This is a genomic window from Pseudactinotalea sp. HY158 (genome assembly GCF_009660225.1).
Taxonomy (GTDB): Bacteria; Actinomycetota; Actinomycetes; order Actinomycetales; family Beutenbergiaceae; genus HY158.
On record NZ_CP045920.1, the window covers coordinates 13,115 to 28,039 of the forward strand.

A 14,925-nucleotide genomic window follows, 5' to 3' on the forward strand; every position below is an offset into this window, starting at 1 on the left:
TCCTTGCTTTGTGGCCAAACTAAGAAACCATCAATTTCGTACAGTCCAGTACGTACCTTGATCTGCAAGACGCGTGAGGTGTGATTGGCAGTTGCTACGGAGTCGACATGTCGACCCTGCGACATCGAGGCGGGGCTCACGGATAGAATCTGTGTCGTGACCGAGAGCGATGATGGGCGCCTGGCGGCGGAGCAACGTGCGCGGGTGCTGATCGATCGCCAGCTGGTTGCGTCGGGGTGGGCGGTGCAGGACCGCAGCGCGCTCAACCTCTTCGTTCCGCAGCGGGGTGTCGCAGTCCGAGAGGTCATCATGAAGCCGGGCCATGGGCGCGTCGACTATCTGCTGTACGTCGACAAGGATGTCGTCGGTGTGATCGAAGCGAAGCCGATGGGTACGCCGCTGTCTGGTGTCGAGTGGCAGTCCGCGATGTACGCCACCGGGCTCCCTGAGTATGTGCGTCGCAAGACACTCAACCCAGAGGGACGCCTGCCCTTCGTCTTCGAGGCGTCGGGCGCCGAGACCCATTTCACGAATGGTTTCGACCCGGCACCACGCGCCCGCCGCATCTTCGCGTTTCCCAGGCCCGAGTCCCTCGCAGCGACCGTCCGCGCCGCAACGGAGCATCCCGGTCAGGCTCCGACCTGGCGGGGCAAGGTGCGCAGCTTGCCTGCCCTGGACCCCGTGCCGCTGCGCCGAGCGCAGGTCGATGCGATCAACGGCATTGAACGGAGCCTCGTCGAGCAGCGCTTCGGGCGTTCGCTGGTGCAGATGGCTACCGGCGCGGGCAAGACCTATACCGCCGTCACGGAGGCATATCGACTCCTCAAGTGGGGTGGTTTCAAGCGCATCCTTTTCCTCGTGGATCGAAACAACCTCGCGGATCAGACGATGGGAGAGTTCCAGAACTACCGCACGCCCGACGACGGCCGCCGTTTCACCGAGCTGTACAACGTGACGAAGCTCGCCAGGGGTGGGATGCCGGATTCGACGAAGGTCGCGATCTCGACGATCCAGCGTGTGTTCAAAGCGATCAAGAACGAGGACGTGCCCGAAGGTGACGACCAGGGTCTCGACGAGTTTCGTCCCGACGAACCCGTGACGGTCGGCTACAACCCCGAAATTCCGCCGGAGACCTTCGACCTAGTCATCGTCGACGAGGCACACCGTTCGATCTACGGGGTCTGGCGCGGGGTGCTCGAATACTTCGACGCGCACATCGTCGGGCTCACGGCCACGCCGGGGAAGCAGACCTTCGGCTTCTTCCAGCAGAACCTGGTCTCGGAGTACACCTATCCACAGTCGGTTGCCGACGGCGTGAACGTCGACTTCGACATCTTCCGTATCCGGACCGAGATCACCACGAACGGTTCCACGATCGAGGCCGGAACCTACGTTCCGACGGTCGATCGCAGCACCCGGGAGCAGAAGCTGATCCGGCTCGACGCCGATCTCGACTACACACCCGGCCAACTGGACCGGGCGGTGACGTCGAAGCACCAGATCCGACTCGTGCTGGAAATCTTCCGCGACCGGCTCTTCACCGAGATCTTCCCGGGACGCCACACCGTGCCGAAGACGCTGATCTTCGCCAAGGACGACAACCACGCCGAGGAGATTGTGCAGACCGTGCGGGAAGTGTTCGGGAAGGGAAACGACTTCGCTGCGAAGATCACCTACTCGGCGAAAGACCCGAAGGGTCGTCTGAAGGCTTTCCGCACCAGTCCCGCCATGCGCATCGCAGTGAGCGTCGACATGATCGCGACCGGCACCGACGTCAAGCCGCTGGAATGCGTCATGTTCATGCGCGACGTGCGCAGCGGTCAATACTACGAGCAGATGAAGGGCCGCGGTGCCCGAACCATCGCACCGGCCGACCTCAAGGCGGTGACCGACGACGCCGATGCGAAGACGCGATTCGTGATCGTGGATGCCATCGGCGTGACCGAACACGACTTCGTCGAACCGCCCCTCAACCGTGAAAAGTCGATCAGTCTGAAGAAGTTGCTCGACAAAGCCGCGGCGCTCACTCTCACCGAAGACGAGGTCGCCACACTGGCCGGCCGACTGGCGGCTCTCGATCGACAGCTGACTCCCGCCGAGCGGAACGAACTCGACGAAGTTGCCGGACTGCATGATGCAGAAGCATCGATGCATGACATCGTGCGGGCACTCGTAGCTGCAGTCGACCCCGAGACCCAGGCCGGCGCCATTGCCGCAGAAACCGATCGCGCTCCCGCCGACGTGGTGCAAGTCCTTCTCGACACGGCCGTCGAACCGCTGGCCGCCAACCCCGAACTGCGCACGAGGATCATCGAACTGCGCCACGCGAAGGATCAGATCATCGACGAGGTGAGCCGCGACGAGGTGCTCGAAGCGTACGGGGTCGTGGACCCCGACAAGGCGAAGCACACGATCAACTCGTGGCGGGAGTACCTCGCCGAGCACCGTAACGAGATCAGCGCAATCGAGCTCATGTTGGAGGCAAAGGGGCGAGGCATCCGCTTCGACCAGATCCAGGAACTCGCCGACAGGATCGCACGTCCTCCGTACAACTGGACCGTCGATGTCATCTGGAACTCCTACCTCTCCCTCGGAATCGAGTACCAAGGCCAGGCCGAGAACCGCAACCGGCACGCGGCAACCGACCTGATCTCCCTGCTGCGGCTCGAGGCTGGAGTGGACGAGGTACTCGTGCCGTACGCCGATCAAGTCGAGGATCGCTACGAGAACTGGCTCCTCCGCCAAGAGCAGGCAGGAGCCACGTTCACCGAGACTCAGCGGTGGTGGCTCGACCGGATGATGCGGATCATCGCGTCCTCCGCGGGCATCGACGCCGACGACCTCGACAACGCGCCCTTCAACGAGCGCGGCGGCGTCGACGGCGCCCTCCGTGACCTCGGCGACAACGCCGGCGACCTCATCGAAGAACTCAACCGGGAGCTCGCCGCGTGAGCGAGGTCAGTTGGACTCGCGAACGAATCGGTGCGGTCCTGAAGGTTCGGTATGGCAAGGCGTTACCAAAGGACCAGCGGGACGACTCTGCGCCATTCCCAGTCCTCGGTTCTGCGGGGCGGATGACAGGTACCGCAGAGCCGCTCGCGTTCGATCCCGTCGTCATTATTGGCCGAAAGGGCAACGTCGGGCAGGTTCAGCTTGAGACGGCGGGCTGCTGGCCGATCGATACCACCTACTACGCCGCGATTCCAGAGCGCCTGGATGAGCGCTTCCTGACTTGGCAACTGCGCTCCCTACCACTCGGGAAGCTTGATAGCTCAACGGCGACCCCCAGTCTTCGCCGAGAGGACCTCGAAGCGCAGGAGATCCTTGTCCCGCCGCTCGAGGAGCAGCGCCGGATCGTCGCGATCCTCGAAGACCACCTCTCTCACCTCGATGCGGCCGATTCACAACTTGATGCCGCGGCAATGAGAATATCGGCTCTCAGCGCCCATGTGCTTGCCCACGCGTTGGCAGATGCGACCTGCGATGAGGTCCCGTTGACAAGTCTGCTCGGCCGCGATCTCGCCAACGGGCGCTCGGTGAAGACTTGCGAAGGCGGATTTCCGGTCCTTCGGCTTTCGGCACTCACCGACGGCATGGTCGATCTTCGAGAGCGCAAGCCGGGCGCGTGGACAGCGGACGAGGCGGAGCGATTCCTTGTACATCAAGGCGACTTTCTCATCTCGCGGGGAAACGGAAGTCTGCATCTGGTAGGTCGAGGCGGGCTCGTTGCGGAGGACCCCGATCCTGTCGCCTTCCCAGATACGTTGATACGAGCGCGCCCGCGTGCTGACCTAGTCGACGCAGGATTTCTCGCGCTCGTGTGGAACTCGACGAGCGTCCGTCGCCAGATCGAGCAAGTTGCCAGGACAACTGCCGGAATCTATAAGGTCAACCAGAGAGATCTGGGTCGCGTTGTCGTCCCGGTTCCGTCATTGCCGGATCAGCGCCGTATCCTCGCCGAGGTCGCAGCGGGACGCGAGGCTCTCGGACGGCTCACACAGGCTACGGGTGCTGCACGTGAACGCTCCGGTGCTCTCCGCCGCTCCCTCCTGGCAGCTGCCTTCTCGGGTCGCCTCACGGGATCCTCGTCGGACATGTCAGTGGTCGAGGGGAGGGTTGAGGCATGAACGGCAAGCAGGTCAAGCTCTTCCTCGTAGACGGCACTCGCGGTGGTTTGACGGCGGCGGAGATCACGAATTGGACGGGCAGCGTGCTCTCCGCGCGCCGTTCCGACCTCGCCGAGCTCCTGCGGCGTGAGGAGGCCGAGCGCACCGGCGCGTACCTGTTGCTCGGTGAGGACGAAGACGCGGTCGGTGATACACGCTGCTATGTCGGCGAGGCCGATGTCGTGGCGACGCGACTCCGCGCTCACGTCAAGGAGAAGTCGTTCTGGAACCAGGCGGTGCTCATCACCTCGAAGGACACGAACCTCACGAAATCGCACGTGCGCTACCTGGAGTCGCGATTGATCGAGCTCGCCCAGCAGGCCGGTCGCGTCACGCTGGAGAACGGTACGGCACCGCCGAGGCCCCGACTGCCCGAGGCCGACGTGTCTGACATGGAGTACTTCCTCGGTGAGCTGCAGATCGTGCTTCCCGTGCTCGGGGTGAACGTCATCCGTGTGCGCCCCGCGATGTCGCAAGTTATCGCCTCGTCAACCTCAGAGTCACCGGTGTTCACGTTGACGAACAAGCACAGGACCGTTGACGCCCGCGCTCAGCAGATCGACGGCGAGTTCATCATGCTCAGCGGGTCCGTCGTCGTCCCCACGTGGCACGGTGTGGGGCATGCTCGTAGTACCCAGAAGGCATACGCGAGCTACCGCGCCCAGCACGAGGGCTTGGTCGCCGATGGTTCCATCGTCGTTGAGGGGGGTGCTGCTCGCACGATGCGCGACATCGTCTTCGGTTCACCCTCGACGGCGGGAGCGGTAGCGCTCGGCCGGTCGTGCAACGGGCGCGTCGAGTGGGCCAGTAGCGAGGGGTCGTTCGGTGCGTGGGAGAGCCGCGGGGTCGAGGATGATTGAACCTCGAGGCACTTGGTCAACGACCCGGGGCGGGGTTACACTCGGGTCAACAGTTCAGCCCGCCCAGTCTCCTGGTGTGGGCTGGATCTCTGTTCGGGGATGGTTCGAGTGACGCGCCGTGTCAAGCCGTACGGCTCGCCCGATGAGCACCTTGCCAAGCTGGAGCAGCGCGGCATGACGCTCGAGCGTGAGTTCGCGGCGCAGTGGCTGGGGAGCGTCGGCTACTACCGGCTCAGCGGCTACTGGTATCCGTGCCGCGTCCTGAATGGAAGCCGACGCGGCGACTCCTTCGAGGCGGGCACGTCCTTTGCCGACGTGGTTGCCCTGTACGAGTTCGACCGGAAGCTCCGGACGCTCGTCCATGACGGCGTAGAGCGGGTCGAGGTGATGCTCCGCACGCGGCTCAACGAGTCCGTCGGTGCGTATGGTGCTTTGGCGTACCTCGACCGAGCGCACTTTCGCCCCACGTTCGATCACGCGGCATGGCTGGATACCGTGCAGAGGCGCGTCGCTCGTTCGCGCCGCCGCAACGATGCCGTGCGACATCATGATGAGCACTACGGTGGGCGGTTACCGATCTGGGTACTTTCGGAGGTGCTCGACTTCGCGGACGTGTCCCGCCTCTATGAGGGGTTGCCCGCGAGAGTGCAATGGGAGATCGCGGAGCAATTCGGCGTGCAGATCGACCTTGGCGCGCTGAGCAAGAGTCAGGCCGACCGGGCCAAGAAGAACCATCCACTCGTGCGCTGGTTCGAGCAACTGGCGATCGTGCGTAATACGAGTGCACATCATGCGCGGCTGTGGAACCGATCCTTCGCGCCGGCCAGCACCGCGGCACTGAGGACGGTTCCAGCCCTCGTCTCCCTCCCCGACGGGCAAAGCGAGCGGGTCTACGGTGCGCTGTGCGTCATGGGTCTCCTGCTCGAAGCCGCTTCGCCGGGTACTACGTGGCGCGCCAAGGTCCGGGAGCTTGTCGATACATCGTTCGCTCAACTCCATGGTCGTCACGTCGGAGAGATGGGCTTCCCCGAAGCATGGTGTGACGATCCGTTCTGGTCGAGGAGGCCGCAATGACCGATTCCCGTCGTCTGGTCGATAAACTCGACTCGTTCCGGAACCTGCTACGTGACGACGGGGTGGGGGTGCTCGACTACATCGAGCAGCTCACCTACCTGCTGTTCCTCAAGATGGCGCACGAGCGTGCGACGAGGAAGCTCAAGCCGCAGCAGATCGTGCCGCACGAGTACTCGTGGCAGCGGCTTCTCGACGCGGAGGGGGTGGCGCTGGAGTTCGAGTACACGCGCATCCTGGTCGGCCTTGCTCAGCAGCCGGGAACTCTCGGAGTCATCTTCCGCAAGGCCCAGAACCGCATCCAAGACCCGGCGAAACTCAAGCGCCTCATCGTTGACCTGATCGATAAGGAGCAGTGGTCCGCCTCCGGAACCGATCTCAAGGGTGACGCCTATGAGCAGCTTCTCGCAAAGGGTGCCTCTGACAAGGGCTCGGGGGCCGGCCAGTACTTCACCCCTCGCGATCTGATCCAGGCAATCGTCGACGTCATCCAGCCGTCGGCCGACGACTCGGTGATCGACCCCGCGTGCGGCACCGGCGGCTTCCTCCTCGTCGCCCATGACTATGCATCGAGCCACGCCGAGCGGCTGACGCCGATCCAACGTGATCGCCTGCGCGACGACTTCGCTCACGGCACAGAACTCGTGGACGGTACTGCACGGCTCGCCGCGATGAATCTCCTACTTCACGGCATCGGTACGCCCGACGGAGACTCACTGATCGACGTGCGCGATGCGCTCATCGCCGACCCTGGCAACCGCTACAGCGTGGTGCTCTCCAATCCACCCTTCGGGCGGAAGTCGTCGATGACGATGGTCGGTGCCGATGGACGCGAGTCCAAGGAAGACACCGAGATCGAACGGGCTGATTTCGTCACCACCACCTCGAATAAGCAACTCAACTTCCTGCAGCACATCATGACGATCCTCGACATCAACGGGCGCGCCGCCGTCGTGCTCCCCGACAACGTGCTGTTCGAAGGTGGGTCAGGTGAAGTGCTGCGACGCAAGCTCCTCAATGACTTCGACCTGCATACCATCCTCCGTCTCCCGACCGGCGTCTTCTATGCCCAAGGTGTCAAGGCGAATGTGCTGTTCTTCGACAAGAGGCCCGCGAGTGAGACTCCCTGGACTCGGAAGCTCTGGGTGTACGATCTGCGCACGAACCAGCACTTCACTCTCAAGCAGAACCCGCTGCGCAGAGCCCATCTGAACGAGTTCGTCGAGTCGTACCTGGCAGGCTCATCACGCGACGCGCGCCTGGAATCAGAATGCTGGAAGTCGTTCGAGTACGGCGAATTGATCGCCCGCGACAAGGTCAACCTCGACATCACCTGGCTGCGCGATGACTCCCCCGACGATCTTGACTCGCTGCCTGCCCCCGACGTCATCGCCCGCGAAATCGTCGAAGACCTTACTGCTGCCCTCGCTGAGTTCGAAGCGGTTGCCGCGGCCTTGGAATCTTCTTCCGCAGATTAGGCCAGGAGGGCTGGATCGAGTCGCCCAACGAAGGGAAACGGCGATGGTGGCGGATTACCGCTTCCACCCCGCCGCCTATTGAGAGTTCAGGAAATCTCGCCTGAACGCGTTGATGAAGTACCCGTATTCGTCGAAATCGAGTGCCAGCGGTCTCATGAGATTGAACAATTCAGCCCCGGTTCCCTGGAGCCGCAGCTGCGACGGATTGATGTCGGCAACTCCAAGTATGTAGCTCGCTCCAGAGTCCGCCACCAGATCGAGTCTTACCAGTTGATAGAGCTCGAAAAGAACGCCGACCTGGAGCGGTTCAAGAGCTTCCCCGCCTCGGAAGTCTCTTGCTCTCACCATGTTTGATAGCTCACCACTGCCGATGATGAAGATGCCAGTGAGCTGTCTGTAGGTCAGCGACTCCATGAGCGACAAGATGTAGTTGGCGTGTCCAGAGTCAAGATCATTCCGGAACACCACGTTGGTGTAGAAGTTCGCGAGAAGCGCTACCTTGCGCTCTTCAAAAGCCTTCCGCGCGGCGAGAAAGGGGCTCTTCACAGTTGAGGGTGTAGAGGTCGTGGGCGCGTCGCTCGTCGGATAGGGGTCGAGGTCCTCCGATGATGGGGGTTCTGACACTGCCCACCGGGAAGACCTCGACGTGCCTGACGCTACCTTCACTCGCCCTGACTTGACCACATTCGCTCGGCTGGATGGCCTCGGCCTGGAGGTCCTCGGCCAGCGGCTGGACCCTGGCCGGGCGGTGCTCGCCTGCCGGGTCGCGACCCCTGATGACTGGTGCCGGCGGTGCGGCTGCGAGGGATCGGCTCGTGACACTGTGGTGCGGCGCCTGGCGCACGTGCCGCTGGGCTGGCGCCCGACCACACTGGAGATCAGGGTGCGCCGGTACCGGTGCAGCGGGTGTGGTCATGTCTGGCGTCAGGACACCAGCGCCGCGGCCGAACCGCGCGGGCGGCTCTCCCGCGGCGCGCTGCGGTGGGCTCTGGAGGCGATCGTGTGTCAGCACCTGACCGTGGCCCGCGTCGCCGAGGGCCTGGCCGTCTCGTGGAACACCGCCAACGACGCGATCCTGGCCGAAGGGCGGCGCGTCCTGATCAGTGACCCGCACCGGTTCGACGGGGTCCGGGTCCTCGGGGTCGACGAACACGTATGGCGCCACACCCGCCGCGGAGACAAGTACGTGACCGTGATCATCGACCTGACGCCCATACGCGAGGGCACCGGGCCCGCCCGCCTGCTGGACATGGTCGAGGGACGCTCCAAGGCGGCGTTCAAGCAGTGGCTCGCCGATCGTCCCGAGTCCTGGCGGGCAGGCCTGGAGGTGGTGGCTATGGACGGCTTTACCGGCTTCAAGACGGCCACCGCCGAGGAGGTACCCGGCGCGGTAGCCGTCATGGATCCGTTCCACGTCGTCCGTCTAGCCGGTGACGCCCTCGATGAGGCCCGTCGCCGGGTACAGCAGGACACCTGTGGGCACCGTGGCCGCACCGGCGACCCGCTCTATGGCGCCCGCCGCACCCTGCACACCGGCGCCGACCTGCTCACCCAGAAGCAGACCCGCCGCATCGAGGCCCTCTTCGCCGACGAGGCTCACATCGAGGTCGAGGCGACCTGGGGCGTCTACCAGCGCATGGTCGCCGCCTACCGCGACCCCGACAGGACACGAGGGCGGCAGATGATGTCCGGCCTGATCGACTCCCTGGCCCACGGCGTTCCCGCCGCCCTGAGCGAACTACGCAGACTCGGCCGCACCCTGACACGCCGCGCCGGCGACGTCCTGGCCTACTTCGACCGGCCCGGCACTTCCAACGGCCCCACTGAGGCGATCAACGGCCGGCTCGAACACCTCCGCGGCTCAGCCTGGATCCACCGTCCGGGTCGTCGTGATGGTGTGAGGTCCGGGTTATGGCGGGTCGGGTCGTGTGGGCATGGCGGGGCTGCCGGTCTGCCCGGCTTTTCCACTTGTGTTCCGGTCGTGCCCGTGGGGGCTGGTGGTCAGGTCGCCGGGGCTGGGGGTGGCCCGCAGGCCGCGACATAGAGCGCTTCCCAGGGGTCTTGGTGGGCCCAGTTCCGGGGTAGGTGCATGGTCAGCCGTCGTGCCGAGCGGGCGAGCCGGGCGGGGATGCGGATGAGGTGGTCTCGGATGGTCGCGGTGGTGGCCCGGGCGTGGAAGAGGGAGGCCAGGGCCCCGGCGGCGCGGGTGAGGTTGAACGCGATCGCGGCCAGAACGAGCCAGGCCGCGTTCGCGGTGAACTTGCCCGAGGGTGCGTGGGCCAGGGCCGAGGCGCGTAGATCGGCGTGGACGCCCTCGATGATGGCGTGGGCGCGGTGGGCCTTCTCGGCCTCGAGCATGCTCAGGGGCGAGTCGGTGAAGACGGCGTGGTACCGGTAGGTGGCGAATAGTTCGTCCTGACCGGCCCTGGTGGCTGCGGGGTTGAGGCGTTTGACGCGGCGCACGATCAGCCGTGCCGTGATGTGCTCGGCCTTGGGACGGGAGGTGAACGCGGTGAAGGGGAGCTCGGCGACCTGGGCATCGGAGATCAGGCGGGCCTCGTCTTCGTCCCAGATCGCGTTCGGGTACCGGATCGGGGTCCAGGCTTGCTCGTCGATGCTGGTGATGGCGGCGGTGATGGCCGGGTTCATCCGCGCGGTCAACGAGAAGTGGGCACCGGCCCGGCCCGCCGCGGCGGCCACCTCACGGCTGTAGTAGGCCGAATCGGCGCGCAGGATCACCACCCCGCCGGCGCCGGCCGTCCGGGCGGTGGCGAGGGCGTCGGCGACGAACTTGCCCGCCCCGCGCGCACTGTTGGCCGGGCCCCGGCGTAGCCGCGTGCCGACGATCAGCGGCGCGGCCACCGGGGTGGAGATGGTCGCGATCAGCGCGTTGAGGCCCTTGACCTTGTTGTAGCCGTACCCGGCGCCCTGCTTGGCGTACCCGTAGGTCTCCTTGATCGTGTCGTCGATATCGACGTAGGCGATCTGACCGGCACCGGCCAGCACCGGGGCCTGCCCGGCCAGGCGGGTCAGGAAGCGGGAGGCGATCGCGTCGAGCTGGCGGACATGCCCGAAGGTGAACGCGCGTAGGAACGTGCCCAGCGTCGAGGGCGCACGCGCATCCTGGAACAGTTTGCCCATCCCGCCGTGGCGCAACAGGTCCATGTCATCGATGGAGTCGGCCCCGGCGGTCATGCCCGCGACCAGCGCCAACACCTTCGCCCCTGGGTTCGCGCTGCCCGTACCCGACAGACTCAGATGCTCACCGACCAGCGCCGACAGCCCGGCACGCTCGGCCAGCGCCATCACCGGGATAAGACCCGCCACGCCGACCAGATTCGGATCGTCGAACCGTACCGAGGAGACATGAGATAGTTGCATCTACGAGATGCCCTTCTTTTTTGGGACTGCGTGCGTTGACAACACGCATTATCCCAGGTCAGGAGGGCATTCTCATGCGCCCACGCCACCCAGACTCAAACCAGCACGGTGGATCCAGGCTCAGCCCTCGGCTTCCGAAACCTGACCAACTATGTAGCCAGATCGTTGCTCGAGGCCGGCGGATTCAGACCCCAACTACACCCTGGATTGTGAAGAGCCGAGAAAGGCTCCTTCGAGTAGCTCATCTGCCTCGGAGCGAAGCTTCTTTGCATTCTTTCGCTCGCGCGGCCTGAAGAACGACTCTGACCGCGGTTGCTCGCCTCCGTTCAGTCGTTGCACAATCTGGTTCTGAGCAAGCACGTACAAAGAGCCCATACGATCCTGCTCGGTCTGTGCCGTAAACCGCGCCGCGACATCGCCTGCGACGGCCTTCATGCCGTCCTGAAGAAGCGCACCGGCCGCAGCTCCAGCAACTGCTCCGGGAGGGCCAGCCACCGCCGTGCCGAGCACCGCTCCCGCAGCTATGCCGAGTGCACCAGCACCCGAAGTGATCATTCTCGTCAGAGCGTCGTCTATGTTTCCGTTCTCGTGCATCCCTGTCCTCGTTGTGGGCTCTTCGTGGTTCGTGGTGAAAGTGGCCCGCGCGTCGTAGGCGTGTGAGGGCTCGTGGTCCTGCTGTGATGGGTGTTGCGAGACATCCACAAGAGCAGAGGACCACGAGCTATGGACGAGTTTACTGGCTCGCAGCGTGATGCTGCGAGCACGATCTTCAATCTGTCTGACTACCGTGTCATCGACGCGATCGATCTTCCCGGCGGAGGCCGTCGGGTCGTGATCGAGTCACTCGCCCCGCCTGGCTGCCCGGCGTGTGGTGTGATCGCGGTGAAGATCCATTCCCGGCGCCGGCAGCGTCTGCGTGATCTGCCGATCGCGGGTGCGGTCGAGGTGTGGTGGGCCAAGCGGCGCTGGTTCTGCCGGGAAGAGCTGTGCGGGCGTGGCACGTTCGCCGAGTCCACCATCCAGGTCCCCAGGTTCGCCCGGTCCACTACGCGGCTGAAGAATCAGGTCGTGGCCGCGGTGGTCGACTCCGGTCGAGCCGCCAGCGAGGTTGCCCGCGCTCACGGGGTCTCATGGTGGCTGGTCCAATCGGCGCTGGCTGCCGCGGCGCTCGTCCTACCCGCCGCCGACGACTGGGTCGTGACGCGCTTGGGCATCGATGAGCACCGGTACCGGTCCGTGCGGTTCTTCCGTGATGAGCACGGGGCCTGGCGCCGGTTCGAGCCGTGGATGACGACCCTGGTCGACCTGGCCACAGGACAGGTCCTGGGCATCGTCGATGGCCGCGACAGCACGGGCGTGGGCGCGTGGCTCAGCGCCCGCCCACAGTCATGGCGGGACCGTATCGAGGTCGTCGCGATCGACCCCTCGGCCGCGTTCCGTAAGGCCCTGCGCGAGCACCTGCCCCACGCCGCGGTCTCGGTCGACAAGTTCCACCTCGTCAAACTCGCAGGCGACATGCTCACCAAGGTCCGCCAGCGCCTCGCCCGAGACCAGCACGGCCGCCGCGGGCGCAAGAGCGACGCGTCCTGGGCACACCGGATGCTGCTGCTGCGGGGCGCCGATACGCTGTCCCCGCGTGGCTGGGCCAGGCTGGAGAAGGTCTTCACCGACGATGACCCCACGGATGAGCTCTCCGCCGCGTGGGGCGTCAAGGAGCAGCTCCGCCGCCTCCTCGGCGCTGATACCCTCGCCCAGGCGTGGCAAGAGCGGATGAGACTGGGTCACTACGTCCAGACCGCGAACATGGCCGAGACCGACCGCCTCTACGAGACCATCGTGACCTGGTGGGAGGCCATCGAAGTCCTCATCGTCACCGGCGCCACGACCGCGAAGGTCGAAGCCGCGAACACCACGATCAAGAACATCAAACGCACCGGCCGCGGATTCAGGAACTCCGCCAACTACAAGGCCCGTATACTCCTGGCCAGCGCCGCTCGAGCAGCAGCGCGAACACCAATCACAGCAGGCCTTTCACCACGAACCGCGTAGAGCCTCGTTGTGCCGTCGTCGCGCTGGCCTGCGTCGACTTTGGGGAGGTTTCCGCATCGGGCGATTCAACATTCCAACCGCGGCGAGGTGATAGCCGACCCACCCGGGCTGCGGCCACGCGTGTCGAGCATACAGGTGAAGACCGTTCAAAGCTTGGTGACGCCCCGACTGCGCACTCTTTGGAGCATTACCCGCGCGTCTTCGCCCACACCGTGCCCCGGTGAACCCCGAAGTGATGCGCCAGCATGTTCACACCCACCCCTTGCGCACGGGCTTTTCGTATAGCGTCCACTTCCTGGTCCGTGAGCCGTGTTCGAGGTCGTTGCTTTGGTTCCGCTGACGCGCCGATCAGAGGGTCATCGACCTCGCCGTCAGACTCGGCATCGGCGCGGATCTCTTGATTCCACACGGAAACAAGCCTCTCAACCCGCTGTCGCGTGTTCCCGCAGCGCTCCATTGCGCCCACGATGGGCGAATCGCGCCCGCGCGCGGCGCAATCCTGGACTGTGAAGAGCCCGCAATCCGGCGGCTCAGCCGTGGATCGCGCCGACCGGCTCCCGCTCGGCGATGTGTGCGGTCTCGATCTGGATGGTCGAGTGTTCGACGGCGACCGCGAAGTGCTCGGCGACGCATCCCTTGATGGCGCGGAGCAGCTCGGCGGCATGACCGTCCCCGAAGCAGCCGTCCTCGACGACGACGTGGGCGGTGAGGGTCGGCAGGCCGGTCGCGACGGTCGTCGCGTGCAGATCGTGGACGTCCGTGACGTGATCGAGCGCCAGGATGTGGTCGCGCACGGCGTCGAGGTCGAGCCCGGCGGGGGTGAACTCCATGACCACGCGGATCGTCTCCCGAAGCAGGGTCAGCGCGCGCGGCACGATCAATGCCACGATGAGCAGACTCGCCAGGGCATCCGCCTGCTCGTACCCGGTCGTCGCGATGACGACGGCGGCGACGATCACCCCGAGTGAACCGAGGGCGTCGTTGAGGACCTCCAGGAATGCCGCCCTCATGTTGAAGTTCGCGGCGCGGCCGGAGGAGAGCACGACCATCGCGACGATGTTGGCCAGCAGGCCGATGACGCCGAACAGCAGCAGCTCCCCGCCCTGGACCGCCGGTGGATCGACGAGCCGCCGGATGCCCTCGATCGCCGCGTACGCACCCACGGCGAGGAGCAGGGCGGCCTGACCGAGCGCGGCGATCACCTCGACGCGGCGGAACCCCCACGTTCGCCCCGAGGTGGCGGGCCGATGCATCAACGTCGCGGCGACGAGGGCGATGAGCAGCCCGGAGGCGTCGACCGCGGCGTGCACCGTGTCGGTGAACAGCGCCAGGCTCCCGGTGAGCACGGAGCCGACGGCCTGAGCCACGACGACCAGGGTCGTGATCACGAACGCGATCCACAGCCTCGTGCGGAAGTCCCCGACCCCGTTCGCGGAGGACCCGCTCGCCGTGGCAGCGGGCGCGTGCGAGTGTCCGGCGCCCACGGTCACGCCCCCTCGGCCGCGGCCGGCGTGGCGTCGTCGTGGCGCAGGTGGACGCACAGGGTCGCGGGATTGCCGGTGGCGTCGAGCATCCGCTCGGCCGCCGCGACGAGGATGCGCAGGAGCGCCGGTTCCGCGAGGGCGTACCAGCTCGACCGTCCCTCGGGGCGGGCCGTGACGATCCCGCATTCCAGCAGGAAGCCCACGTGCTTGCTCACCGTCGACTGCGCCAGGCCCAGGTGCTCGACCAGGTCGCGTACCCGGTGCTCCCCCGAGGCCAGGTGCTGCACGATCTCCAGGCGCGCCGGCTCGGCGAGTGCCTGGAAGAGGTGCGCGTAGGCCACCGTGGCCGCCTCGTCGACGGCGGACGCCGTTCCTCGATTCATCGTCATAACACGATGGTATCGATATGGGGCGATGTTGTCGAGGGTGGGTGCGA

11 protein-coding genes and 1 pseudogene are annotated in these 14,925 nt (G+C 65.5%); 7 read left to right on the plus strand and 5 right to left on the minus strand.

Annotation, left to right across the window (positions count from 1 at the left end; translation table 11 throughout):
* Positions 1-156: 156 nt before the first annotated feature.
* From GCE65_RS00065 to GCE65_RS00090, 5 genes are all read left to right on the plus strand, one after another.
* Entirely contained in the window at positions 157-2,952 is a 2,796-nt protein-coding gene (locus tag GCE65_RS00065) for a DEAD/DEAH box helicase family protein (protein ID WP_228760020.1), read from the plus strand.
* Positions 2,949-4,127: a restriction endonuclease subunit S gene (locus GCE65_RS00075; protein ID WP_152817990.1), complete on the plus strand. Its 1,179-nt coding sequence runs from the start codon at positions 2,949-2,951 to the stop codon at positions 4,125-4,127. The genes GCE65_RS00065 and GCE65_RS00075 overlap by 4 nt, the downstream gene beginning before the upstream one ends.
* Positions 4,124-5,026 carry a GIY-YIG nuclease family protein gene (locus tag GCE65_RS00080; protein ID WP_152817989.1) on the plus strand — a complete coding sequence of 301 codons (903 nt, stop codon included), beginning with the start codon at positions 4,124-4,126 and terminating at the stop codon, positions 5,024-5,026. Before GCE65_RS00075 ends, GCE65_RS00080 begins: the two co-directional genes overlap by 4 nt.
* 108 nt (positions 5,027-5,134) lie before the next feature.
* The gene (locus GCE65_RS00085; protein ID WP_228760021.1) at positions 5,135-6,100 is read left to right on the plus strand and encodes an Abi family protein; all 966 of its coding nucleotides are present in this window, start codon (positions 5,135-5,137) and stop codon (positions 6,098-6,100) included.
* A complete protein-coding gene (locus GCE65_RS00090; RefSeq protein WP_152817987.1) occupies positions 6,097-7,575 on the plus strand; it encodes a class I SAM-dependent DNA methyltransferase in 1,479 nt (492 codons plus the stop codon). The genes GCE65_RS00085 and GCE65_RS00090 overlap by 4 nt, the downstream gene beginning before the upstream one ends.
* 75 nt (positions 7,576-7,650) lie before the next feature.
* On the opposite strand, the gene GCE65_RS00095 is transcribed toward GCE65_RS00090, so the two are convergent.
* A complete protein-coding gene (locus GCE65_RS00095) occupies positions 7,651-8,121 on the minus strand; it encodes a hypothetical protein (RefSeq protein WP_153876950.1) in 471 nt (156 codons plus the stop codon).
* Between the two features lie 100 nt (positions 8,122-8,221).
* On the opposite strand from GCE65_RS00095, the pseudogene GCE65_RS00100 reads away from it, so the two are divergent.
* Positions 8,222-9,442, plus strand: a pseudogene (locus GCE65_RS00100) (ISL3 family transposase); the annotation flags it as partial.
* Positions 9,443-9,576: 134 nt separating this feature from the next.
* On the opposite strand, the gene GCE65_RS00105 reads toward GCE65_RS00100, so the two are convergent.
* Complete coding sequence (locus tag GCE65_RS00105) at positions 9,577-10,956, minus strand: IS1380 family transposase (RefSeq protein WP_153876951.1); 1,380 nt, start codon at positions 10,954-10,956, stop codon at positions 9,577-9,579.
* A 195-nt stretch (positions 10,957-11,151) separates the two neighbouring features.
* Positions 11,152-11,658, minus strand: coding sequence for a hypothetical protein (locus tag GCE65_RS00110; RefSeq protein WP_153876952.1), 507 nt, complete (start codon positions 11,656-11,658; stop codon positions 11,152-11,154).
* A gap of 21 nt (positions 11,659-11,679) precedes the next feature.
* Between GCE65_RS00110 and GCE65_RS00115 the strand changes: the two genes are divergently transcribed.
* Positions 11,680-13,005, plus strand: coding sequence for an ISL3 family transposase (locus GCE65_RS00115; protein WP_153876953.1), 1,326 nt, complete (start codon positions 11,680-11,682; stop codon positions 13,003-13,005).
* Between the two features lie 530 nt (positions 13,006-13,535).
* On the opposite strand, the gene GCE65_RS00120 is transcribed toward GCE65_RS00115, so the two are convergent.
* A complete protein-coding gene (locus tag GCE65_RS00120) occupies positions 13,536-14,489 on the minus strand; it encodes a cation diffusion facilitator family transporter (protein ID WP_153879090.1) in 954 nt (317 codons plus the stop codon).
* Between the two features lie 2 nt (positions 14,490-14,491).
* Entirely contained in the window at positions 14,492-14,878 is a 387-nt protein-coding gene (locus GCE65_RS00125; protein ID WP_370460159.1) for an ArsR/SmtB family transcription factor, read from the minus strand.
* Positions 14,879-14,925 lie beyond the last annotated feature (47 nt).